Below are 22,903 nucleotides of genomic sequence, written 5' to 3'. Positions count from 1 at the left end.
TGCGCATCAAATCCAAACCTCTTCCTGTAGAATAAGGAAAAAAACAGCTGGTCTTCATGTCCAACATGGTCCATAAACTTTGCCGACGGAGGAGCAGCTTTAGTATAATAAATGTTGGAATCATCCTGCAGGGCCAAGCACACATCCGGGGAAGCACACGGAGAACACATCGACATAACCAAAGGAGGAATTTCGGACCATGAAACATGTACAGGACACGACGACGCTGTATAACGGAGTCAAAATGCCATGGCTTGGATTTGGCGTATTCAAGGTGAAGGACGGACAAGAAGCCGTGGACGCCGTCAGAACGGCGATTGAAACCGGTTACCGCAGCATCGATACCGCCAAAGCCTATAACAACGAAACCGGCGTTGCCCAAGGCATTCGCGAATCCGGCATTGCCCGTGAAGATTTGTTCATTACAACGAAGGTTTGGAATTCCGACCAGGGTTACGAATCCACGCTTGCTGCCTTCGAGGCCAGCATGGAGCGCCTGGAGCTGGATTACCTGGATCTTTATCTCATTCACTGGCCGGTCAAAGGAAAATACAAAGATACGTGGCGCGCGCTTGAACGACTGCATCGGGAAGGACGCATTCGCGCCATTGGCGTAAGCAACTTCCAAATTCACCATCTGGAGGATTTGATGACCGAAGCAACCGTTGTTCCTGCCGTCAATCAGATTGAGCTGCATCCGCTATTGAACCAACAGGAATTGCGGGATTATTGCAGCAAGCATAAAATCCAGGTCGAAGCATGGTCTCCGCTTGGTCAGGGCCATTTGTTGGAACATCCGCTGCTCCAAGAAATCGGAGCCAAGTATGGCAAGTCCCCGGCCCAGGTCATTCTGCGCTGGGACCTTCAGAACGGCATCGTCACCATTCCCAAATCCGTTACACCTCAGCGCATTCGGGAAAATGCCGATCTGTTCGACTTCGAACTGACGCCGGAAGACATCGGGCAAATTAACGGGTTGAACGAAAACAAACGCTTCGGTTCGGACCCCGACAACTTCAATTTCTAAAAAATAATGATGCCAAAAACCCCGATGCAGGCTCATGTCTGCATCGGGGTTTTCGTTTGTTGTTGGAATGAATGTTAACAATGGTTAGGATGCTTTCGAAAAGCCAAATCAGCCCTTGGCTACCAGTTTGAAATCGTCGTAGTGGAAACCTGGCGCCACCACGCACGAAACGAGCACCGGCTCATCGCCAAGCGGACGCGCCGTTTGCCAAGCACCTGCCGGCACAAGCAATTGCGGCAGCTGTCCTGCGGCAATATCCATGCCGAGCACATGGACTTCCTCATTTTCCGGACGCTCGCCGGTACCGCCCAGCTTCAGTTCGATCGGACTTCCGCTGTGCCACATCCACAGTTCATCCGACAGCACCGTATGCCATTCGGAAAATTCATGCGGGTGAAGCAGGAAATAGATCGAACTCGCCGCAAAGCGCGGGCCTGAATAGGCTTCAGGCAGCACGGACTGCGGAATTTGATAGGATGCTTTCCATACTTCCTTATACCAACCACCTTCAACGTGCGGCTGCATGTCGAGCGCAGCTACGAGAGGCGAAAGTTCATGTGTCGTCATAACCAATTTCCTTCCTTCCACTTCAGTTTGGAGACGCCGATCCAGGCTCTGTCCCACTCCTCCTACTGTAAATCATCGTTCATATTTTGTCATCCTTCCCGCTCCTAACCTGAACGATACTCGGATTTAGAGCCGATTCGCCCCACCCCCGGCCTTCAGCATGTCAATTTTTTGATAGCGTTTACAATTAACTGGATTTTCCGTTATGATATGGTTATATTCGTAAACCATTCTTGCAGGGAGGAACTGCGCAAATGCATGTAATCGAGGATCGAATCGGACCCAAGTATCGCATCGGGGAGAATTCATTTACCATTCAGCATATACGCAGACAGGACGGATACGCCATGACACACCCGCATGCCCATCCGTTTTACGAGCTGTATTATCTCCTGGAAGGAGAACGGGTGTATTCCATGAAGGGACAGGTTCTTACCGCACGCAAAGGGGACCTGATGCTCATCAATCCCCATGATCCACATACAACATCCAAAGGAAGCAATCCCGGCTTTGAACGGATCCTGATCGAGTTCTCCCCCTCTTTTGCTACGGGCATGGAGGTCGGCCTCTGCGGCCTGCTTCCCTTTGACCATTCCCGTTTGGTTCATTTCCCGAAAGAGGAGCAACCGGAGACCGAACGTTTGTTATGGCAGATGCTGCGTGAATGCAAAGAGCGCCGATCGCATCATGAGATTGCGGTGAGAAGCCTGCTTGCCCAACTGTTGATCAGCATCCATCGCGTAGAAGAGGCTACGCGCCAGACGATGTCCGATCCCGTCCATCCCATGCAGGACAAGATTAGCGAAATCGTAGGCTACGTTAACGAGCATTACAGCCAAGCCCTTACGCTTGAAGATACGGCGTCCCGTTTTTATATCAGCCCTTCGTACCTCAGCCGGATGTTCAGCCGATTTACGGGGTTCCGTTTCAGCGAATATTTGCGCGTCGTGCGCGTCAGGGAGGCCCAGCGCCGATTGCTCTCTACCAGGGACCGGGTACAGATGATCGCGGAGAAGGTGGGATTCGAGCACACGGCCCATTTCAATAAAACATTCAAACAGGTGACGGGGACGACCCCCCTTCGATACCGGAAAGAACATCGGTGAACGGTCTGGAGCAAGCATATTGCATTTCCGGCCCTTCTCTCCGTCTTTTTCATATAGGACAAAAAGAGCCGCATTTCGCGAATGCGACCCTTACCCGATTGGACGCTTAAGCCGAGCCACTGGAATGTGGAGATCAACGACTGGAGTTCTCATTATGAAAAAAAGGCGCGGTGGCTGTGCCCTGTTTCCAGCCACCGCGAGACACGTCTGTATGACAGCGCCGCTCCCTCACCCAGCTGCGGCGTCTTGTCGGGACTATCTGCGAATAAGCGCCCCGCTCCGCACTTCGGGTCCGACGGATATCTGGCGTCCTGCTGTTTCGTCATCACCTTCGCGGCAAACGATCCCCGCTGTTTCTCGCCCGGTCAACGTCAACAAACGCCCGTCCGCGCCATGCCCCCCAATCGCCTCCAGCTCCGCTCCTTTGCACTGATGCAAATGGATTAGGGAACCTTCGGCAATGTCGGCCTCCAGCCGCGCAATTCGCAAATGTTTGGCATGGGAGCACTGTACTCCGGATCGGGACTGTACCTTGTAATCTTCGATGACCAATCCTTCCAACGGCATTTCGGGCAGCCCGCTGACAAACAGCGCCGTTTCCGCGCCTGCACAGACCACTTCCCGAATGTGAATGTCACGGAAAACGGGGGTCTCCTCGCTAACCTCCTGCGCCAAGTCGCTGCCCCTCGCTGAACCTTCCTGGTTAGCATAGAAAAAGGAGAACGAGATGCCTTCCCAGATGATATCTTTCATGTAAATACGCTCGATCTGAATATCCTCGACAACCCCTCCGCGTCCGCGTGCACTTTTGAAACGCAGCCCGATGTCCGTGCCGATAAACGTGCAGTCCGACACGCGTACATGCCGAATGCCGCCGGACATTTCGCTGCCGATGACCACCCCGCCATGCCCGTGATACACGGTGCAATCCCGGACCGTGATGTACTCGGAGGGCATTCCCAACTCGCGTCCTTCCGCGTCCTTGCCGGATTTTAAGCAGATGGCATCATCGCCAACGTCAAATACGCTTTGTTCCACCAGCACATGACGGCATGAATCTATATCCAGCCCGTCACCGTTCTGCGAGAACCACGGATTACGCACTTGCACATTTCGAATCGTCACGTGTTCGGATGCCCACGGATGCAGGTTCCATGCCGGTGAATTCTGGAACGTCGGTCCGTCCAGCAGCACCCGTTTGCAGCGTCGCAGGCTGACCATGTTGGGACGCAAAAAATCGCGAATTCCTTCATAGGCCGCCACATCCCGTACCTTTTCCTGATATAGGCGCAGGGCGATGGAACCGCCTTCAAGCGCAGACGCGGACGGCCACCAGATCTGGTCCTCTTCTCCGGCTCCCGCTACCACTCCGCCCGAAGACACAAGCTTTCTCCATTGCGAAGGTGTCAGCTTGGAACGTTTGACCGGTCTCCAGGCTTGACCGCCCCCATCCCAGATGCCCTCGCCCGTAATCGCAATATCTTCCACCCCTTCGGCATCGATCGGGGATTGGCATCTGACGACTTGCCACCCTTCAAAACTCGATGCAATTAAGGGATACTGATCAAATGCCTGACTAAAGGTGACCAACGCCCCTGCTTGTGTATGAAGTTCGATGCTGCTGCGGAGCACGATTGGTCCTGTCAGCCATACGCCTGCCGGAATGACGATTCGCCCGCCGCCCGCTTCCGCGCAGGCCGCTATTGCCAATCGGAATGCCTCCGAATTGTCCGTGTGGCCATCTCCAACGGCGCCGTAATCGGTGATTCGAAAATCACGCGCAGGAATCTTGGGCAGCTGTACTTCATATTTTGGTTCATTGGTGTTGAAAGCAGTACCTTTGTCTGTTTGCAAGGAAGCGTTATATGTATTCATCGAACCGAATCACCCTCCATATCATTACTATTCATAACTTTGGAATGGCACCAAAACCGGACATCAACCCCCCGGTTCACAGATGGTGGCTCCATCATATCAGCAGGACAAGCCCTTCGGGTTGAGCTTTTTTGCTCTGTCCGCACGGAATTTGAGATTATATGCTCCATGATCCACATCATTTGGGCTTCTCCATAATAAGTATACTACAACCATATATTCCAATCTCTACAAATCATCTAGGCGATTCGATTCATTTTTTTGTCAGGATTCGTCACAACAATTCCAACAACATCACAAACATATAACATAATAACGAGCTTCAGGCCCACTATTTCTATTACTTACGTCATATTTTATAACAAATCAATTGCCATGAAGAGGATGTCTCGGTATGATAGAATAACCAATTCCATTTAATCCCTAAAATTTCCTGTCACACCAAAACAGCAGAAAGGATGGGATGTATTTTGATTGAATTCAGGGGTGTTCAGAAGCATTATGGTCAATTTCATGTCCTCAAAGATATCCATCTCACCATTGCCGAGGGCGAGGTCGTCGTGATCATCGGCCCTTCGGGCTCAGGCAAAAGCACGCTGCTTCGCTGCATCAATCGTCTGGAAACGATCACCGAAGGCGAACTGTTCGTTAGCGGCGTCGCCCTGCATGGCAAAAAGGTGGACATCAACCTCTTCCGGCGCGACATCGGCATGGTATTCCAGCACTTTAATCTCTACCCTCACAAAAAAGTCATCGATAACATCACCCTTGCCCCCATCAAAGTACGCAAACAATCCAAAGACCAGGCCGCGGCCACGGCCATGAAGTATTTGACCCGCGTAGGCATTGCCGACAAAGCCGACAGCTATCCCTCCCAATTGTCCGGTGGCCAGCAGCAGCGCGTGGCAATTGCGCGAGGACTCGCGATGGAGCCCAAAATCATGCTGTTTGACGAGCCCACTTCCGCGCTTGATCCGGAGATGATCGGCGAAGTGCTCGACGTCATGCGCTCCCTGGCCCATCATGGCATGACCATGGTCGTCGTGACGCATGAGATGGGCTTTGCCCGCGAGGTAGCGGACCGGGTTATTTTCATGGATGAAGGAAGAATTGTGGAAGAAGCCGCTGCCGCCGACTTTTTTGATCAACCGAAGGAGGAACGTGCACAACAATTTCTTAGCCGCTTGATTCATCATTAGGAAAGCAGAGAAAATCCACGATCCGAAAGGGGTTATGATCCGATGAAAAACGTGTTGAAATGGCCTGCATTCATGTTGGTGCTGATGCTCTCTATTGTACTTTCCGGTTGCAATAATACGGGGAGCGATTCACCGGGGAGCGGCGGGGATGGCGATTCCTCGGCCAAAGGTACGATCGAACAGATTAAAGAGCGTGGCAAACTCATCGCAGGGGTGAAGTATGATACCAAGCTGTTTGGCCTCAAAGACCCGTCCAGCGGAGCCGTCGAAGGCTTCGACGTCGATATTGCCAAAGCGCTCGCCAAGCAAATTCTCGGAGACGAAACCAAGGTCGAGCTGAAAGAGGTCACCTCCAAAACGCGCATCCCCATGCTGCAAAACGGCGACATCGACATCATCATCGCAACCATGACCATTACCGATGAGCGCAAGGAGCAGGTTGATTTCAGCGATGTGTATTTCGAAGCAGGGCAATCCCTTCTCGTGAAAAACGATAGCTCCATCACCGGGCTGGATAGCCTTGGCAAAGGCGTGAAAGTGCTTGCGGTGAAAGGCTCCACGTCTGCGCAAAACATTCGCGAAAAAGCACCGGACGCCGAGGTGCTGGAATACGACAACTATCAAGATGCCTTCACGGCCCTCAAAGCCGGCAAAGGCGATGCGCTGACCACCGACAATATCATCCTCATCGGCATGCAGCAATCCGATAACAACTATAAGCTCGTCGGCGGCAATTTCACCAGCGAACCATACGGCATGGCCATCCGTAAAGGAGACAGCGCCTTTGTGGAGGAAGTGAATACCCTGCTCAAAAACATGAAAGATAGCGGCGAATACGATGCCCTGCATGAAAAGTGGCTCGGCAGCAAGCCTGAGTAAACAAGCAGCAGGGCGGATAGGTCTGCAGACAATCAACCGATACCAGTCCTCTGCCCTGCTTCACCCAATCTGTGTCACTCCCGCAACGAACGGAGGCGTTTAACGTTATGGGAACATTGGATTTCAGCGTGCTGACGAGGCACTCGGACCGCTTCCTTGAAGGTTTCCTGAATACGATCCAGATTAGCCTGATCGCCCTCGTTGGCAGTTTTCTTTTGGGTGCGGTCATTGCGGTCTTTCGCATCGCTCCCGTCAAGCCGCTTAACTGGATCGGCACCGCGTTTGTCGAGTTCATTCGCAACATCCCGCTGCTGCTGGTCGTGTTTTTCTTTTACCTCGGGCTGCCTGCACTCGGCATTTCATTGGACGGCTTCATCTCGGGCACGCTTGGCCTGACCATTTATACTGCGGCGTTTATCGCCGAAGCGATCCGCGCGGGCATTCAGTCCGTACCGCGCGGGCAGCTGGAGGCCGCCCGGTCATCGGGTCTTTCCTACATTCAGGCCATGAAACTGGTCATCTTGCCGCAGGCAATCAAAATCGTGCTGCCCTCCATCGGCAACCAATTTATCAACCTGGTCAAAAATTCCTCGATACTGGCCGTCGTGGCTGGCATGGATCTGATGTATTTCGCCGACTTGGTCAACTCGGATACGTTCCAGCCGCTCAGCGTTTATACGATCGTTGCCTTGTTCTATCTGGTCCTGACCTTGCCGCTCAGCTTCCTCGTGCACTACATGGAACGGCGGCTCGGGAAAAGCGATGGTGGAATTCGGCCCAAACATCAGCATTCCCGAAAACCGAATAAGCGCTCGGAGCAAGCGACGATGTGAGGCATTCTTTTATCAAAGGTGGTGATCGATCCCATGGACTTTGCCGGCGCTTACGCTTGGCCCAATCTACGCTTTCTGCTTCAGGGGTTTCTGGTAACCCTCCAGGTCGCCGGATTATCCATCGTATTCAGTTTCGTGCTTGGAACCGTGTTCGGAACGATCCGGTATATGCGGGTTCCGGTTCTGTCGCAGCTTGCTGCGGTCATCGTGGACATCATTCGCAATTTGCCGCTGTTGCTGATCATTTTTTTCATCCATATCGTCCTGCCGCAGCTCGGCATCAAACTGCCTGTATTTTGGTCCACCGTTGTGGGTTTGAGTTTGTTTGAGGGGGCCATGATCGCCGAGATCGTTCGCAGCGGGCTGAACTCGATTGAACGAGGGCAGATTGAAGCAGCCCGCTCGTCCGGCCTGAGTTATATGCAGACACTAGGCAGCATCATTATGCCTCAAGCCTTGCGGCGCATGTCTCCTCCCATGGTCAGCCAGTTCATCTCCCTGCTAAAGGATACGTCCCTTGCGATCATCATTTCCTTGCCGGAGCTGATGCGCAATGTACAGATTCTTGGCGGACAAAGCTTCAATTACGTTATTCCGGCCCTGCTGCTGGCGACCGCGCTCTATTTTATCATCAACTACACGTTGTCGATCGTGGCACGACGACTTGAGGCCCGTATCCATTGAGGAGAACGCATGGCTCGATAACGTATCCGATGAATGTATGAACGATACCATGACAAAACCGCCGAATGCACGATGCAATCGGCGGTTTTTCGACTCTTTTCATTTTTGCAAACAAAAAAACCGACGGCTCTACGCAATCGGCTGATGGTTCAGAATACGTTTTTGGTAATCGAAACGATAGTACTCATTAATAAGCTCGTCCAGCACCATGGACTGGTGCAGCACTTTCTGGTCGTGCATGCCATGATCGGCCGCCAAACGACTTAGTTCCTTCCGGTTCTGTTCGATTTGGTCTCTAATCTGTTTCGGTACTCTCACAGCATGCCCCTCCCCTTCTTATATCCATTTTAAGATAGTTTGCCAAAAAGTTGAACTTTTTTTCCTTTGCAAATTGAAATGATGGTTTGCAAGAATAATTTTTCATAGAATATTGACACCCTCCTCAAATATAACCAAACAACAAACTTCCAATCACTGATAAAAATTTACTTTATTTTTCACAACTCTCCAAAAGAAAATATTCAGCAAATAAAAAAACCAACCAACATCGGTCAGCGTCCGACATTCAGTTGGTTCCATATTTTTTACGCTCACAAACAGTCTGAAATAACCTCTTGTATTCTTCCATCTGCTGTACGGTTGCATGGTTCCTGTATTCACCAAAAAGATCAACGCATTTCAGCGTTCGCAGCTCATCTCGAATACATATCGAATCTTCAAAGCTTTTGAGCAGAAATTTCATACCTTCGTCGAACCTGTCTTTTCGCAATTGATAATGTGCAAGTTCGTAAAAAAATGTCACTTTATCGATATTGTAAAATAGATGCGTTGTCGACAACGATTTCGAAAACAATCGATCAATGGTTTGCCGATACTGCTCCATTACAAAATCAGTATCATAATCATACTTGTTCGCTGCCTGAAAAATATTAAGCAAAGCTATGCAAAGTTCCTTATCCTCGTCTGGGATCGCTTCTAGGTACTCACATACTTTTGTTTCATCCCCCTGTAATACTTTATAAAGCAATGTATTCATATGGGACCATTTTCTTAATTTTCTTACATGAACCAATTCTTCATCTGTCGGGTTATCGAACAGAGTGAGGTCATAATAATGCTTAGCGCAAGACAAAGCCTTGTCGTAATCACCGACCTTATCGTAATAACCTCCTCTCACCAAATATGCATAAGCTTCATATACGAATGGGGGGTACACTGATTTATAGTCATTTTTATTTTTAAGAAATCGCCGAACCATTTTTGATTTATTCTCTAATTTAAATGTTGACTCATACCATTTATCATACTGACTACAAGCTGCATACGTATTCATAAGATCTTTAATTCCGTCTAACTGATCTTCTTCATCCAATCGATCAACATATTGCTCGAAAACAGATGCTAGCCTTAAGTTTTCCTTCTGTTCTAATCCTTGTGACAATAAAAAAATTCTGTATTGACATAGTGCCAATCGCTCTGAGTACTGATACTTCTCCCCCTCAGCAATGCATTGATAAATGATTAATGCCGCGCTCCCCATGCCGTTTGCACGAATTTGTTCGGCAAGTTCAAACAAATCCGTCAGATACACTCGCTTTTCCGTCACTCCATAAACAACCTTACGGATTAAATCCAATTTATTCAATTCGGCGCAGCGAAGGAGGAATGGTTCAATTCTTCTCCAATGCGGCTCATATTCCACAAAAAATTCGTGCGCATATTGTTCATAAAAATGTCCCTTAGGTAATTCCATAGCTTCCGTGAGCGCATCAATCTGAGAAATAGCAATAGGACGATTGCCATTCACGATGCCGCTGATCGTTCCTGCATTTAACCCCGTCAGCTCTGCCAACTGTTGGAGCTTCAGCTTATTCATCTTAATGAAATCGCCAATGTATGCTCGTATTGTGGTATCCGTAACCATTATTCAGCCTCCACATCTCAAGAATTAATCTTATCAGGCTCTGGTTCTATCGCTATCTCCATTAATGAAGTAATTTTCAATCATTTTTTAATACATGAGATTCTAATCCTTTATTTTACAGTAGTCAACATAGAAAAAACGGCCTACCTCCGGTTGCAGGAGTTACGCCGTTTTGATTTCTTGTTCCCCTATATTTCTAGTTCTCTATAAGGTTCCATCTCCATGTGAAGATGGCCCCATAAGTTTAACTATATCTACGGGGCTTGCTTGCACAGTAAAGACTACTAACACGCTAAACAAGAGTATAGCTACGATCTTTTTGATTTTCATAATTTGAGCGAACCTCCTCCATAAGAAATGCATACATTTTCAAAGCTTCTTTGGATGCAAAAGACCTGAATTTTTCGAACATAGCAACACATTGTATGATATCTATGTGATTGTTAATCTTAATAGCAGAACTTAAACAGGTCAACAGCCTTTGCATCCCTTCCGTATAGCGTTCATGACGGAAATGGTATACGGATAATTCCACCAAAAATCTTGAATGGCGATCATTCTTAATTTGTTCGTTGTATCCAGCAGATAACGCCCAGTCACTTAAAAGCGTGTCGATCCTATGTTCAAATTTGCGTAAAACCGCGTCAACATTCATATTATGAAGATTTGCCGCTTCGACAATTTTGACAAGAGCAGTGAGCGTCTCTTTTTCATTTTTATCGATCCATTCGACATAATCCGGAAGTACAGCCTCATTACCCATCATTAACTTATATAAGATGTTGTTCACCTTGGTCCAGCCTATGAACATTGTGATATAAAACTGTTCTTCATCATTGGGATCTTCAATATTAACGATGCTTTCATATTGTTTTGTAAATTCCAATGCTTGAACATAATTCCCTTTCCATTCGCTAGCAGAGGCCTTCAACAGGTTGGAATAAGCTTTATACACAAATAAAGGATAGGCAGATACCCGTTCTTCTTTCTCCACCCTTTTTTTCGTGTAAGGCTCCATCAACTCGGCTTTACGGCCAAGCTCGTCCGCCAACGCAAACATCTTGTCCCAATAGCGCAAGGCCGAATATGTATTTGCCAGATCCTTGATCGCATCAAGCTGCCGCTCCTCATCCAGCCGATTGATGAAGGGCTCGAAATGCACGGCCGCTCTCAGGTTTGCATGTTGATCCTGACCCAAGGACAAGGTGAAAATCCGGTATTGGCAGAGTGCCAAACGCTCGGAATGTTGATACTTCTCGCACTCCGCAACGCATTCGTAGAGCATGAGTGCCGCCTGTTTCTGTCCGCGCTCGAACATGCCTTCCGCCATCTCGAACAATTCGGAAATGTACGAACGGTCGTCTGTTACCTGGCGAATCACGTTCTGGATGCAATCCAGCTTGTCCAATTCGGCACAACGCTGCAGGAAAGGCTCCAGCCTCCTCCAATGCGGCGCTGCTTCCACGAAGCATTCGGCCCCATACTGCTCGTAAAAATGCCCCTCTTCCAGCTTCATGCCTTCCGTCAGCAAGTCTAGCTGTGCCATGGCGATGGGCCTTGTTCCTTTGATGATGGCACTCAAGGTCCCTGCATTAACACCGGATATATCAGCAAAGTACTGCAGGGTGTACCCCTGTTTCCTGATGTAATCCTCGATCGTCGAGCGAATCGTAGCTGTAGGTTCCATGCATCCCACCCCCGCAATAAAATCCAGAAATTAGAATTTATATGATAACAATAATTTTAACCCTAAATTTTACAGTGGTCAATAAAAATCGTGGCAATTCCGTTACCTTTTCAATATCATTCATGCTATGTCTGTTCGTTTTCAGTGATTTTTGTCACTAATCAAATTATTTTCTCGTGTTCATGATCGGGCTGCTAATATGCGAAGCCGTACTCAACGCATTCAAAATAACCTGGCTTCGAATCTGACTCTACACCTTTTCCGCTGCTTATAGAAAAAATCCATTAGAAGTTTGATTCGGACCATGGTACATTAAAAAAGTAACTTATCCAATTATTCCAATAGGATATGGAGACGATGGAATGAAGTTTGCCTTGTTCAGCCTCATGATGAATCTGCCCAATGCGTTAACAGGCGAAGCCCTGACCACGCAGCAGAAGTTCCTGAACATATTGGATCAGGCCCGCCTGGCGGAGAAGCTGGGCTTCGATGCATATGGGGTCGGCGAGAGACATGGCGCTCCCTTCCTCTCATCTTCCCCTCCCGTCGTGTTAACCGCGGTGGCTGCCGCGACTTCGCGCATTCGTTTGCTGACGACGGTAACCGTGCTTAGCGTGCTTGACCCCGTGCGTGTAGCCGAGGATTACGCCACGCTCGACCACTTCTCCGGCGGACGCCTGGAGCTAATCATCGGCAAAGGCAACGATCCCCGGCATTATCCGCTGTTCGGCATCCGTGAAGAGGATCAATGGGAATCTCTAGGAGAACGATACGAGCTGCTGAAACGGCTTTGGACGGAAGAGAGCGTCACCTGGAATGGAAAATACCGCCCACCATTACATGAAGTCACAACCCAGCCAAGGCCTTATCAGCAAACCATCCCTGTTTGGCATGGCAGTGCATCCAGCACCCTGTCTACCGAGCTTGCAGCCAAACATGGGGAGCCTTTGTTCACTTCGAATTCCTTCCATCCCCAAGCCAAATACAAGGCGCTGATTGACCATTATCGAGAACGCCTTGAGCACTACGGCCACGATGCCGGCAAAGCGCTTATAGGCTCCGGAGCAGGCAGCCTGTATTTGGCAGATACGCGCGAGGAAGCCATACGCCGATACAAGCCCTACTACGAGGCATTTCATGCAACAGCCGCCGCTCAGCATAACCAGTCGCCTTTCAAGGACCTGGAGGATAACATCGCTAACGGCCCGGTACTGATTGGAAGCCCGGAGCAGATCGTCGAAAAAATTCTGGATTACCACCAGGCATTTGGCCATCAGGTGCTAAGCATCAGCGTGGACGGCCTGAGCCATCAGGAGCAGTTAGAGCAAGTACAGCGTTTCGCTGAAGAAGTGGCTCCCATTTTACGGAGGGAAATCCCCAGTCAGGTGTGGAGCACACCCCCGATTCTGAATGAGCATGACTCCACTTCGTCCTCTGTCGGCATCCCTCCTGCCATTTCCCCGATTTTTCAGGTATGATATTTGTCCTCTTCCCCACGCAAACTAGGGGCGATTCCATGGAATCGTCCCTTAATCTTTTGCCCGAACAATCGCTATGTAACGCGAATCCCCTCAAATAACGAGTCCAGAAGCTCCAGGATGTCGCTCTCCAAGATGCCTTCCCCCGTAACGAGCATTCGATAGAAAACCGGTCCATAGATCATATCGATATACAATCCGATGTTGGCATCGGCTCTCAATTCTCCGCGTTTCACGCCTTTCTCGATGATCCCCCAAGCTTCCTGCCTTCTAGGGCGGATATACCTGCTTCTGTATTCTTCGGCCAGCGCAGGATCGAGTTGTCCTTCTCCAATAATTTCAGTAATCATTTTCCCCTCACGGCTCGTCAGAAAAACGACGAGATTGGCGGCATGAATGCGCAAATCTTCGAATACGGTTCCCGTATCGGGAACGGGAAGCCGTGCCGTGGCCGCATTCATGTATCCGTCCATAATTACTGCGCCTTTGTTCGGCCACCATTTATAGATCGTTGCCTTGCTCACTTGCGCCCGTTCAGCAATTTTCTCCACCGTAACCGCCGCGAATCCGAGTTCAAGCAGCAGCTCGTACGATGCGGTCAGAATAGCGTTCTGGGTTTCCATGTTGCGAGGGCGCCCTCTTTTGGCAGTCATCGATAGTCCTCCCCAAACCTAATAAACTAATCATCCATATAATGTACGTTCATTATACTAAAAGAAATCGGACACAACCAATTTTCGCCCCGCTTCAAATTTGAATGCAGAAAAAATGAATTTGCCTATTTACAATACTAAACGTATAGTTTATTATATAACCATAATTAATGAACTAAACGTTTAGTAATTCATGTTTAACTTGCAACGAACGATACGAATAACAATTTGAATATTACGGAGGATGATCGTCATGGAAATGACCAAAAATTCGAAGCCGGCTGCGCCCGTATCATCATGGATGATATTGCTTTTGGCCTCGGCATGCGGGCTCATCGTGGCCAATCTCTATTATGCTCAAACCGTCATTGGCCCAATCAGCGCTGCCACGGGGCTATCGTCTGCCGCAGCCGGACTGATCGTCACCATTACCCAAATCGGGTACGTCCTTGGATTGCTTTTTATCGTGCCGCTTAGCGACATTACCGAAAATCGCCGTCTGATCACTATACTTCTCCTTGTTCTGATCGTCGCACTTATGGTGGCTTCGTTCGCACCTAATGCATCGCTGTTCCTGTCAGCTTCGCTGATTATCGGAATCGGCTCCGTGATCGCCCAGATTCTTGTGCCGTACGCCACGTACCTGACTTCCGAAGAGCAGCGGGGGCGCGTCGTGGGCAACGTGATGAGCGGCCTGCTGCTCGGCATTATGCTCGCTCGCCCTGTCGCAAGCTTCATCACCAGCCTGTTCGGATGGCATGCGGTCTTCATTTTCTCGGCCGTCGTAATAGCTCTGCTGACCCTGCTCCTCTCTCGGGCCCTGCCTACCCGGAGACCCGAGCCTGTCATGAATTACGGCCAACTTATCGGATCGCTCGCCAAGTTGTTCAGAACACTGCCGATGCTCCGTCGCCGCGCTTTCTACCAGGCCAGCCTGTTCGGTGCCTTCAGCCTGTTCTGGACCACCGTTCCGCTGCGTTTGGCTAATGACTTCAATATGTCTCAGCAAGGCATAGCCTGGTTCGCTTTGGCTGGTGTGGGCGGTGCAATAGCTGCTCCGATTGCAGGCCGTCTGGCAGACCGGGGCATGACCAAAGTATTGACGGGAGTCGCCATGGTCGTCGCTGCCCTATCCTTCGGTCTCGCTTATCTGTTCCAAGGCCACTCCGTCCTGTCGCTCTCTCTGCTCGTCGTCGTCGCCATCACGCTGGACATGGCCGTTTCGGGCAACCTGGTTCTGGGACAGCGCGTGATCTATTCTCTGGCAGGCAATGCCCGCGGACGCGTGAATGGGATCTTCATGTCGATCTTTTTTATCGGCGGGGCGATCGGCTCAACACTCGGCAGCTGGTCTTATGCAGCCGGAGGATGGAGCCTTACCACGCTTATCGGATTGATTATGCCGCTGCTTGCTCTCGGTTACTATCTGACGGAGAGAAAAGCTCAGGCCGCAGTCAATCCTTAAACTTCTAGTTTCGACGCATATAAAAAATCAGGAGAATCCTGCAAGGGACTCTCCTGATTTTTTGCTTATGCTGATTTATCGGCGCAATCTGCGGGAGCTCAGGGCGTGATGCCCATTTTGCAGAAACGTACTGCGCGCGTTTTTCATCCATTCAATGCGACGCTCAGCCAGACGGTCCGCCGCCATGTAGGTTGCTATACCTTCCGTCCGCGAAATTTCAAAAACCTTCTCCAGATTTTCGTAAATTTCCCCAATCTTGCTCCATGCCCTCTCCCGGTTATACCCGCTGAGTTCATCGGCTATGTTGATGACGCCTCCTGCGTTAATCACGTAGTCAGGCGCATATACGATGCCCATCTCGTGAAGTCGGTCGCCGTGCCGAGTCTCCAAGAGCTGGTTGTTCGCACAGCCAGCGACGACCTTTGCCTTCAGCGTCCTAAGTGTGTCGTCATTGATGGTGCCGCCAAGGGCGCAAGGTGCATAAATATCGCAGTCGACGCCAGTAATATCCGAGGGATCCACGGCAATCGCGCCAAAACGGTTCACCGCTTCCTGCACAGCGTCTTTATGGATATCCGTCACGATCAGGCGGGCTCCCTCCTCATGCAAATACTCGCATAAACGCATGGCCACGTTTCCGATGCCTTGCACGGCTACCGTTTTGCCTTCCAGTAAATCGGTGCCGAGTGCCTCCTTGGCTGCTGCCTTCATTCCCCGATATACACCCCAGGCCGTCGCCGGAGAAGGATTACCGGATGAACCGTAACTCGGGGAGATGCCCGTAACGTAGTCCGTCTCCTGATAAATCAGGTTCATGTCTTCCTCGGTCGTACCGACGTCTTCCGCAGTCACATAACGGCCGTTCAACCCTTGAACGTATCTGCCGAAAGCGCGAAACATCGCTTCATTTTTGTCCCGTCGCGGGTCCCCGATAATAACTGCCTTTCCTCCGCCCAGGTTCAGGCCGGATACGGCATGTTTGTACGTCATTCCGCGGGCAAGCCGCAGTGCATCTTCAATGGCTGCATCTTCGGAGGCATATGTCCACATTCGCGTCCCGCCCAGTGCAGGTCCAAGCGTTGTGTCATGGATAGCGATGATCGCCTTCAATCCGGATGATTTATCCTGACACAAGACGAGCTCCTCGTAATCATGGCGTTCCATTGCTTCAAACCAATTCATGGCTAACCGTCTCCTCAAACCGTTTTTGCGATCGAATCAATCGTTCTGTCTTTTTGACTGCTCTCTGTTGCGCACGCGATTCATTATTTCCATTACAATGACACCAACCATGTAAAGATCATATTCATACTAGCTTTCTAATGTCAGAATGGATTACTTATTTCTGGGGGCAATATATTTCCTTTCCGTGCAGGCCCTAACCTTTACTGAATCGTCTCTATCACGTTGATTGGATGGAGCTCCCCGTCGACTGCAAAAGAAGCCTGTCCCGTCTCTTCGGAGACGACCAGCACGATCGCGTCCGTCAGCTCACTCAGTCCCAACGCGGCCCGGTGACGGGTTCCCAACTTTCCTCCAATGGCGTCGGCCTGCGAGACGGGAAGCACGTTGCCAGCCGACACGATCTGGTTGCCGCGAATCAACACGGCACCGTCGTGTAACGGAGCACCCGGAATAAAAAGCGACTCAAGCAAAGCATGCGTGACTTTCGCATCCACGGCAACGCCGGAATGGATAATCTTCTCAAGCGATATTTCGCGTTCGATCACAATCAACGCACCATATCTGCGATCCGACAAATGCTGCACACTCACCGTCAGTTCGGCAAATTTCTCCGTGAAGGGTGACAAATAGCAGTCCAGATAAAAGGAAGCAGCCAGCACCTCGACCCTCTTGATCTCGTTCCGAATCTCCGCAAACTGTGCCAGCAAACAGACGCTATCCTGATCGAAACGCGTCAATGTCTCATTCATGCGGTTCGCCACGCGCCGAAGATCCTCCTTCAATTTTTGCCGCATGGATGAACTGTCGCAATCTGCCTGCCGATGGATCATGGAATGTTCCTCCTTCGTGATGTCTTCATCCTTTCCAACGTTCACGGTACCTAATGTTCATTAACGTGCCCATAAGCCCATTCAATCTATGCAATGCTGCATAATCTGTTTGCCATCGTAGTAAAGGCTCTTTCATCAGCCGTGGAACATCATTTATAAGCAACAAAAAAAGCCCTTGCAGCGCAAAAGCTTTTTTGTGTTTTAAATATAAGTTGGGTGATGGTCGAAGTCTATGGTTGTCAAACGTACACAAGATCGAGAAAAGGACCCGCTCGTCTAAATGCGAAGCAGATCCTTCTTGCATTAATTTAAAAACAGACCATTAAGAGACGACGAATTGGACTACTATTGGGGTTCCAGGATCGAGCGCTTCGCCTCCAGGAATCGTGGCATTCTTAAATACTTCTACATTTCTTTTTGCGTTTATAATATGTTGTTCCACTCTTTAGGAGGATCGGGCGAAAATCAGAACTGTGGATGGGCCGGTACAGATACCGAAATCTAGGATGTGGAATTGAATATTCCTCCCTGGTCGGCATCGCTCCGAGGATTGAGGATACGGCATACCGCGGGCACGCTGCTTCGAGATCAGTATGTCGAAATTTAAGCAAAGAAAAAACCCTTGTCGCACAAGGGTCTCAAAAAAAGTTTAAGCGGGTGATGGGAATCGAACCCACGCTACCAGCTTGGAAGGCTGGAGTTCTACCATTGAACTACACCCGCATCCTATAAAAAATCGGGATGACACGATTTGAACATGCGACCCCCTGGTCCCAAACCAGGTGCTCTACCAAGCTGAGCTACATCCCGAAAACATACCGGTGAGAGGACTCGAACCTCCACGGTTTCCCACTCGATTTTGAGTCGAGCGCGTCTGCCATTCCGCCACACCGGCTTATTTAATTAAATGGCGCGCCCTGAGAGATTCGAACTCCCGACCTTTTGATTCGTAGTCAAACGCTCTATCCAGCTGAGCTAAGGGCGCATATTTGGAGCGGACGACGGGAATCGAACCCGCGACCCTCGCCTTGGCAAGGCGATGCTCTACCGCTGAGCCACGTCCGCATATGATTGGTGCGGTCGAGAGGACTCGAACCTCCACGGGGGGTTAGCCCACACGGACCTGAACCGTGCGCGTCTGCCAATTCCGCCACGACCGCATAATATAACTGGTGAGCCATGAAGGACTCGAACCTTCGACACCCTGATTAAAAGTCAGGTGCTCTACCAACTGAGCTAATGGCTCTTACTAAAAAAATTCTCTGGCAGGGGCAGCAGGAATTGAACCCACACTAACGGTTTTGGAGACCGCTGTTCTACCTTTAAACTATGCCCCTATAAAATAATGGTGGAGGCTGATGGATTCGAACCACCGAACCCGTACGGGAGCAGATTTACAGTCTGATGCGTTTGGCCACTTCGCTAAGCCTCCACAATATAAGGTGGCTCGGGACGGAATCGAACCGCCGACACGAGGATTTTCAGTCCTCTGCTCTACCGACTGAGCTACCGAGCCATATTCGTTTATAAAGATAAAAGCGGAATTGACAAACCCAATACCGAATTGCCATCCCTGATGAATATTCAAAGTGACGGAACCGACGAGATACTCTCACTTCGTTCGAGACTGCGCAGCTTATGCTTTCGAAGTGAATGCTTCGACGAACCCATTTACGGATTCTCATCCCTGATGAATATTCAAGTGGCGGAACCGACGGGATTCGAACCCGCGATCTCCTGCGTGACAGGCAGGCATGTTAGGCCAACTACACCACGGTTCCAGGCACTAAATGGTGCCGGCGAGAGGACTTGAACCCCCAACCTACTGATTACAAGTCAGTTGCTCTACCAGTTGAGCTACACCGGCGTATATGGTGGAGGCTGAGGGGATCGAACCCCCGACCCTCTGCTTGTAAGGCAGATGCTCTCCCAGCTGAGCTAAGCCTCCACATTCTTAGAAAGTTGCTATGACCCGTAGGGGATTCGAACCCCTGTTACCTCCGTGAAAGGGAGGTGTCTTAACCCCTTGACCAACGGGCCTTGATATAATGGTGGAGCCAAGCGGGATCGAACCGCTGACCTCCTGCTTGCAAGGCAGGCGCTCTCCCAGCTGAGCTATGGCCCCATAATATGTAGGATTTATTGATTTGTAAGTTAAATGGTGGGCCCTGGTGGACTCGAACCACCGACCTCACCCTTATCAGAGGTGCGCTCTAACCAACTGAGCTAAGGGCCCAAGCAAATAAGGCGAAAAAAAAGCCCCTTAAGGGGTTTCGCTTGGCGACTTCCTACTCTCCCAGGACCCTGCGGTCCAAGTACCATCGGCGCTAGAGGGCTTAACGGTCGTGTTCGGGATGGGAACGTGTGGAACCCCTCCGCCATCGCCACCAAACGATTTTTCAGTTCAGAGATTGCTCTCTGAAAACTGGATTCGAAACGAAACTTGCGATCTTAGAACCTGCATTTCTTGGATAAGCCCTCGACCGATTAGTACTGGTCAGCTCCATGCATTGCTGCACTTCCACCCCCAGCCTATCTACCTCGTCGTCTTCAAGGGGTCTTACATACTGGGAAATCTCATCTTGAGGGGGGCTTCACGCTTAGATGCTTTCAGCGCTTATCCCGTCCGTACATAGCTACCCAGCGGTGCTCCTGGCGGAACAACTGGTACACCAGCGGTACGTCCATCCCGGTCCTCTCGTACTAAGGACAGCTCCTCTCAAATTTCCTACGCCCACGACAGATAGGGACCGAACTGTCTCACGACGTTCTGAACCCAGCTCGCGTACCGCTTTAATGGGCGAACAGCCCAACCCTTGGGACCTACTTCAGCCCCAGGATGCGATGAGCCGACATCGAGGTGCCAAACCTCCCCGTCGATGTGGACTCTTGGGGGAGATAAGCCTGTTATCCCCAGGGTAGCTTTTATCCGTTGAGCGATGGCCCTTCCATGCGGTACCACCGGATCACTAAGCCCGACTTTCGTCCCTGCTCGACTTGTAGGTCTCGCAGTCAAGCTCCCTTATGCCTTTGCACTCTTCGAATGATTTCCAACCATTCTGAGGGAACCTTTGGGCGCCTCCGTTACTCTTTAGGAGGCGACCGCCCCAGTCAAACTGCCCACCTGACACTGTCCCCGTACCCGATTAGGGCACCAGGTTAGAACCTAGATACGATCAGGGTGGTATCCCAACGGTGCCTCCACACAAGCTGGCGCTCATGCTTCTCAGGCTCCCACCTATCCTGTACAGATCGTACCCAAATTCAATATCAAGCTGCAGTAAAGCTCCATGGGGTCTTTCCGTCTTGTCGCGGGTAACCTGCATCTTCACAGGTATTAAAATTTCACCGGATCTCTCGTTGAGACAGCGCCCAAGTCGTTACGCCATTCGTGCGGGTCAGAATTTACCTGACAAGGAATTTCGCTACCTTAGGACCGTTATAGTTACGGCCGCCGTTTACTGGGGCTTCGGTTCACAGCTTCGGGATTACTCCCTAACCGCTCCCCTTAACCTTCCAGCACCGGGCAGGCGTCAGCCCGTATACTTCGCCTTACGGCTTCGCACAGACCTGTGTTTTTGCTAAACAGTCGCTTGGGCCTTTTCACTGCGGCCCCCTCGTGCTATTCACACTACCGGGGCACCCCTTCTCCCGAAGTTACGGGGTCATTTTGCCGAGTTCCTTAACGAGAGTTCTTCCGCGCGCCTTAGAATTCTCTTCTCGCCTACCTGTGTCGGTTTGCGGTACGGGCACCTTCATCTGGCTAGAGGCTTTTCTTGGCAGTGTGAGATCATGACCTTCGCTACTGTAATTTTCACTCCCCATCACAGCTCAGCCTTGCGGTTAGCGGATTTGCCTACTAACCAGCCTCACTGCTTGGACAGGCATCCATCAGCCTGCGTCACTACCCTACTGCGTCCCCCCATCGCTCGTAACGATTTACGGTGGTACAGGAATTTCGACCTGTTGTCCTTCGACTACGCCTTTCGGCCTCGCCTTAGGTCCCGACTTACCCTGAGCGGACGAGCCTTCCTCAGGAACCCTTAGGCTTTCGGCGGATCAGATTCTCACTGATCTTTTCGTTACTCATACCGGCATTCTCACTTGTATGCTCTCCAGCGCTCCTTACGGTACACCTTCAACGTACATACAACGCTCCCCTACCCCTGATCATAAGATCAAGCCATAGCTTCGGTGGTGTGTTTAGCCCCGTTACATTTTCGGCGCAGAGTCACTCGACCAGTGAGCTATTACGCACTCTTTCAATGATGGCTGCTTCTAAGCCAACATCCTGGTTGTCTGTGCAACTCCACATCCTTTCCCACTTAACACACACTTGGGGACCTTAGCTGATGGTCTGGGCTGTTTCCCTTTTGACAATGGATCTTAGCACTCACTGTCTGACTCCCGGAAGTAAGTCTATGGCATTCGGAGTTTGACTGAGCTTGGTAACCCTTGCGGGCCCCGCACCCAATCAGTGCTCTACCTCCACGACTCTGTTTTCCGAGGCTAGCCCTAAAGCTATTTCGGGGAGAACCAGCTATCTCCGAGTTCGATTGGAATTTCTCCGCTACCCCCACCTCATCCCCGCACTTTTCAACGTGCGTGGGTTCGGGCCTCCAGTGCGTGTTACCGCACCTTCACCCTGGACAGGGGTAGATCACCCGGTTTCGGGTCTACGTCCACGTACTATGTCGCCCTATTCAGACTCGCTTTCGCTGCGGCTCCGGCTTCTCACCTTAACCTTGCACGGGAACGTAACTCGCCGGTTCATTCTACAAAAGGCACGCCATCACCCATAGATCGGGCTCTGACTTCTTGTAAGCACACGGTTTCAGGTTCTATTTCACTCCCCTTCCGGGGTGCTTTTCACCTTTCCCTCACGGTACTGCTTCACTATCGGTCGCTAGGAAGTATTTAGCCTTGGCAGATGGTCCTGCCGGATTCATACGGGGTTTCACGTGCCCCGCACTACTCGGGATCCGTCTCGGAGGGAGCAGACTTTCAATTACAGGGCTTTTACCTTCTATGGCGGGCCTTTCCAGACCTCTTCGTTTAACCGGCTCCTTTGTAACTCCATGTGAGACGTCCCACAACCCCAGAGAGCAAGCTCCCTGGTTTGGGCTGTTCCGCGTTCGCTCGCCGCTACTGACGGAATCACTATTGTTTTCTCTTCCTCAGGGTACTTAGATGTTTCAGTTCCCCTGGTATGCCTCTCCTGCCCTATGTATTCAGACAAGAGTAACTGGGTATTACGCCAGCTGGGTTTCCCCATTCGGACATCCCCGGATCAAAGCTTGCTTACAGCTCCCCGAGGCAGTATCGTTGTTCGCCACGTCCTTCATCGGCTCCTAGCGCCTAGGCATCCTCCGTGTGCTCTTAGTAGCTTAACCAATTGCTCGGATGAGCAATGCAGTTTTCGCTAATATATAAACTTGTTTTGACACAAGTTCAGCTAAAAGGAATGTTCTAATTCGCATTTTTCGTTTCGATATCCAGTTTTCAAGGAAC

16 protein-coding genes, 16 tRNA genes and 2 rRNA genes are annotated in these 22,903 nt (G+C 50.5%); 8 read left to right on the top strand and 26 right to left on the bottom strand.

The features are described from left to right. Positions 1-199 precede the first annotated feature (199 nt). Entirely contained in the window at positions 200-1,027 is an 828-nt protein-coding gene (locus MKY59_RS02030) for an aldo/keto reductase (protein WP_339275725.1), read from the top strand. A gap of 108 nt (positions 1,028-1,135) precedes the next feature. Here the strand turns inward: MKY59_RS02030 and MKY59_RS02025 are convergent, their stop codons facing one another. Next, on the bottom strand, positions 1,136-1,594 hold the full coding sequence (locus tag MKY59_RS02025; protein ID WP_236417726.1) for a cupin domain-containing protein: 459 nt from the start codon (positions 1,592-1,594) through the stop codon (positions 1,136-1,138). Positions 1,595-1,848: 254 nt separating this feature from the next. On the opposite strand from MKY59_RS02025, the gene MKY59_RS02020 reads away from it, so the two are divergent. Next, entirely contained in the window at positions 1,849-2,700 is an 852-nt protein-coding gene (locus tag MKY59_RS02020; protein WP_236417728.1) for an AraC family transcriptional regulator, read from the top strand. 255 nt (positions 2,701-2,955) lie between these two features. Here the strand turns inward: MKY59_RS02020 and MKY59_RS02015 are convergent, their stop codons facing one another. Beyond that, complete coding sequence (locus tag MKY59_RS02015) at positions 2,956-4,575, bottom strand: glycoside hydrolase family 28 protein (RefSeq protein ID WP_339275724.1); 1,620 nt, start codon at positions 4,573-4,575, stop codon at positions 2,956-2,958. A 458-nt stretch (positions 4,576-5,033) separates the two neighbouring features. On the opposite strand from MKY59_RS02015, the gene MKY59_RS02010 reads away from it, so the two are divergent. From MKY59_RS02010 to MKY59_RS01995, 4 genes are all read left to right on the top strand, one after another. Further along, on the top strand, positions 5,034-5,774 hold the full coding sequence (locus MKY59_RS02010; RefSeq protein WP_290371467.1) for an amino acid ABC transporter ATP-binding protein: 741 nt from the start codon (positions 5,034-5,036) through the stop codon (positions 5,772-5,774). Between the two features lie 42 nt (positions 5,775-5,816). Then, positions 5,817-6,653 (top strand): transporter substrate-binding domain-containing protein, encoded by an 837-nt coding sequence (locus tag MKY59_RS02005; protein WP_339275723.1) that lies wholly within the window; start codon positions 5,817-5,819, stop codon positions 6,651-6,653. Positions 6,654-6,760: 107 nt separating this feature from the next. Then, positions 6,761-7,486 (top strand): amino acid ABC transporter permease, encoded by a 726-nt coding sequence (locus MKY59_RS02000; protein WP_339275721.1) that lies wholly within the window; start codon positions 6,761-6,763, stop codon positions 7,484-7,486. A 33-nt stretch (positions 7,487-7,519) separates the two neighbouring features. Next, positions 7,520-8,170, top strand: a complete 651-nt coding sequence (locus tag MKY59_RS01995) for an amino acid ABC transporter permease (protein ID WP_236417740.1) — start codon at positions 7,520-7,522, stop codon at positions 8,168-8,170. A 129-nt stretch (positions 8,171-8,299) separates the two neighbouring features. Here the strand turns inward: MKY59_RS01995 and MKY59_RS01990 are convergent, their stop codons facing one another. The 3 genes from MKY59_RS01990 to MKY59_RS01980 all read right to left on the bottom strand — a co-directional run bounded on the left by MKY59_RS01990 (position 8,300) and on the right by MKY59_RS01980 (position 11,676). Then, complete coding sequence (locus tag MKY59_RS01990; RefSeq protein WP_236417742.1) at positions 8,300-8,488, bottom strand: aspartyl-phosphate phosphatase Spo0E family protein; 189 nt, start codon at positions 8,486-8,488, stop codon at positions 8,300-8,302. 247 nt (positions 8,489-8,735) lie between these two features. Beyond that, positions 8,736-10,094: a helix-turn-helix transcriptional regulator gene (locus MKY59_RS01985; protein ID WP_339275719.1), complete on the bottom strand. Its 1,359-nt coding sequence runs from the start codon at positions 10,092-10,094 to the stop codon at positions 8,736-8,738. Between the two features lie 292 nt (positions 10,095-10,386). Continuing rightward, positions 10,387-11,676 carry a transcriptional regulator gene (locus tag MKY59_RS01980; protein WP_339275717.1) on the bottom strand — a complete coding sequence of 430 codons (1,290 nt, stop codon included), beginning with the start codon at positions 11,674-11,676 and terminating at the stop codon, positions 10,387-10,389. 467 nt (positions 11,677-12,143) lie between these two features. Here MKY59_RS01980 and MKY59_RS01975 point away from each other — a divergent pair, with 467 nt between their 5' ends. Further along, positions 12,144-13,259 (top strand): LLM class flavin-dependent oxidoreductase, encoded by a 1,116-nt coding sequence (locus MKY59_RS01975; RefSeq protein ID WP_339275715.1) that lies wholly within the window; start codon positions 12,144-12,146, stop codon positions 13,257-13,259. A 74-nt stretch (positions 13,260-13,333) separates the two neighbouring features. Here the strand turns inward: MKY59_RS01975 and MKY59_RS01970 are convergent, their stop codons facing one another. Further along, a complete protein-coding gene (locus tag MKY59_RS01970; RefSeq protein WP_236417753.1) occupies positions 13,334-13,912 on the bottom strand; it encodes a TetR/AcrR family transcriptional regulator in 579 nt (192 codons plus the stop codon). Between the two features lie 253 nt (positions 13,913-14,165). Between MKY59_RS01970 and MKY59_RS01965 the strand changes: the two genes are divergently transcribed. Continuing rightward, positions 14,166-15,377, top strand: coding sequence for an MFS transporter (locus MKY59_RS01965; RefSeq protein ID WP_339275713.1), 1,212 nt, complete (start codon positions 14,166-14,168; stop codon positions 15,375-15,377). A 75-nt stretch (positions 15,378-15,452) separates the two neighbouring features. Here MKY59_RS01965 and MKY59_RS01960 read toward each other — a convergent pair whose 3' ends face one another. The 20 genes from MKY59_RS01960 to MKY59_RS01865 all read right to left on the bottom strand — a co-directional run bounded on the left by MKY59_RS01960 (position 15,453) and on the right by MKY59_RS01865 (position 22,785). Continuing rightward, a complete protein-coding gene (locus tag MKY59_RS01960; RefSeq protein WP_339275711.1) occupies positions 15,453-16,559 on the bottom strand; it encodes a Glu/Leu/Phe/Val dehydrogenase in 1,107 nt (368 codons plus the stop codon). A gap of 203 nt (positions 16,560-16,762) precedes the next feature. After that, a complete protein-coding gene (gene cdaS, locus MKY59_RS01955; RefSeq protein ID WP_339275710.1) occupies positions 16,763-17,392 on the bottom strand; it encodes a sporulation-specific diadenylate cyclase CdaS in 630 nt (209 codons plus the stop codon). Between the two features lie 652 nt (positions 17,393-18,044). Beyond that, a tRNA-Gly gene (locus MKY59_RS01950) sits at positions 18,045-18,115 on the bottom strand. Positions 18,116-18,128: 13 nt separating this feature from the next. Next, a tRNA-Pro gene (locus MKY59_RS01945) sits at positions 18,129-18,202 on the bottom strand. A gap of 6 nt (positions 18,203-18,208) precedes the next feature. Further along, positions 18,209-18,287 (bottom strand) — tRNA-Leu (locus MKY59_RS01940). A 13-nt stretch (positions 18,288-18,300) separates the two neighbouring features. Beyond that, positions 18,301-18,377, bottom strand: a tRNA-Arg gene (locus tag MKY59_RS01935). A gap of 5 nt (positions 18,378-18,382) precedes the next feature. Then, positions 18,383-18,457, bottom strand: a tRNA-Gly gene (locus MKY59_RS01930). 7 nt (positions 18,458-18,464) lie between these two features. Further along, positions 18,465-18,552: transfer RNA gene (locus MKY59_RS01925), tRNA-Leu, on the bottom strand. Positions 18,553-18,562: 10 nt separating this feature from the next. Continuing rightward, positions 18,563-18,638: transfer RNA gene (locus MKY59_RS01920), tRNA-Lys, on the bottom strand. 17 nt (positions 18,639-18,655) lie between these two features. Beyond that, positions 18,656-18,729, bottom strand: a tRNA-Trp gene (locus tag MKY59_RS01915). A 9-nt stretch (positions 18,730-18,738) separates the two neighbouring features. Continuing rightward, positions 18,739-18,824: transfer RNA gene (locus MKY59_RS01910), tRNA-Tyr, on the bottom strand. Positions 18,825-18,835: 11 nt separating this feature from the next. Then, positions 18,836-18,908, bottom strand: a tRNA-Phe gene (locus MKY59_RS01905). A 187-nt stretch (positions 18,909-19,095) separates the two neighbouring features. Further along, positions 19,096-19,173 (bottom strand) — tRNA-Asp (locus MKY59_RS01900). A 10-nt stretch (positions 19,174-19,183) separates the two neighbouring features. After that, a tRNA-Thr gene (locus tag MKY59_RS01895) sits at positions 19,184-19,259 on the bottom strand. Between the two features lie 5 nt (positions 19,260-19,264). Further along, positions 19,265-19,340 (bottom strand) — tRNA-Val (locus MKY59_RS01890). Between the two features lie 20 nt (positions 19,341-19,360). Then, positions 19,361-19,432 (bottom strand) — tRNA-Glu (locus MKY59_RS01885). A gap of 9 nt (positions 19,433-19,441) precedes the next feature. Next, positions 19,442-19,517 (bottom strand) — tRNA-Ala (locus MKY59_RS01880). A gap of 34 nt (positions 19,518-19,551) precedes the next feature. Beyond that, positions 19,552-19,628 (bottom strand) — tRNA-Ile (locus tag MKY59_RS01875). Between the two features lie 39 nt (positions 19,629-19,667). Continuing rightward, positions 19,668-19,784 (bottom strand): 5S ribosomal RNA (rrf, locus tag MKY59_RS01870). 75 nt (positions 19,785-19,859) lie between these two features. After that, positions 19,860-22,785, bottom strand: a 23S ribosomal RNA gene (locus MKY59_RS01865). Between the last annotated feature and the right edge of the window lie 118 nt (positions 22,786-22,903).

Source organism: Paenibacillus sp. FSL W8-0426, assembly GCF_037969725.1.
In the GTDB taxonomy this organism is placed as follows: Bacteria; Bacillota; Bacilli; order Paenibacillales; family Paenibacillaceae; genus Paenibacillus; species Paenibacillus hubeiensis.
This window is presented reverse-complemented; position numbering and strand designations above follow the sequence as displayed.

What these genes read in the sequence shown, in the direction of transcription:
- MKY59_RS02030 (WP_339275725.1), top strand. Translation starts at nt 200, where the DNA reads ATGAAACATGTACAGGACACGACGACGCTGTATAACGGAGTCAAAATG.
- MKY59_RS02025 (WP_236417726.1), bottom strand. Translation starts at nt 1,594, where the DNA reads ATGACGACACATGAACTTTCGCCTCTCGTAGCTGCGCTCGACATGCAG.
- MKY59_RS02020 (WP_236417728.1), top strand. Translation starts at nt 1,849, where the DNA reads ATGCATGTAATCGAGGATCGAATCGGACCCAAGTATCGCATCGGGGAG.
- MKY59_RS02015 (WP_339275724.1), bottom strand. Translation starts at nt 4,575, where the DNA reads ATGAATACATATAACGCTTCCTTGCAAACAGACAAAGGTACTGCTTTC.
- MKY59_RS02010 (WP_290371467.1), top strand. Translation starts at nt 5,034, where the DNA reads ATGGGATGTATTTTGATTGAATTCAGGGGTGTTCAGAAGCATTATGGT.
- MKY59_RS02005 (WP_339275723.1), top strand. Translation starts at nt 5,817, where the DNA reads ATGAAAAACGTGTTGAAATGGCCTGCATTCATGTTGGTGCTGATGCTC.
- MKY59_RS02000 (WP_339275721.1), top strand. Translation starts at nt 6,761, where the DNA reads ATGGGAACATTGGATTTCAGCGTGCTGACGAGGCACTCGGACCGCTTC.
- MKY59_RS01995 (WP_236417740.1), top strand. Translation starts at nt 7,520, where the DNA reads ATGGACTTTGCCGGCGCTTACGCTTGGCCCAATCTACGCTTTCTGCTT.
- MKY59_RS01985 (WP_339275719.1), bottom strand. Translation starts at nt 10,094, where the DNA reads ATGGTTACGGATACCACAATACGAGCATACATTGGCGATTTCATTAAG.
- MKY59_RS01975 (WP_339275715.1), top strand. Translation starts at nt 12,144, where the DNA reads ATGAAGTTTGCCTTGTTCAGCCTCATGATGAATCTGCCCAATGCGTTA.
- MKY59_RS01970 (WP_236417753.1), bottom strand. Translation starts at nt 13,912, where the DNA reads ATGACTGCCAAAAGAGGGCGCCCTCGCAACATGGAAACCCAGAACGCT.
- MKY59_RS01965 (WP_339275713.1), top strand. Translation starts at nt 14,166, where the DNA reads ATGGAAATGACCAAAAATTCGAAGCCGGCTGCGCCCGTATCATCATGG.
- MKY59_RS01960 (WP_339275711.1), bottom strand. Translation starts at nt 16,559, where the DNA reads ATGAATTGGTTTGAAGCAATGGAACGCCATGATTACGAGGAGCTCGTC.
- cdaS (WP_339275710.1), bottom strand. Translation starts at nt 17,392, where the DNA reads ATGATCCATCGGCAGGCAGATTGCGACAGTTCATCCATGCGGCAAAAA.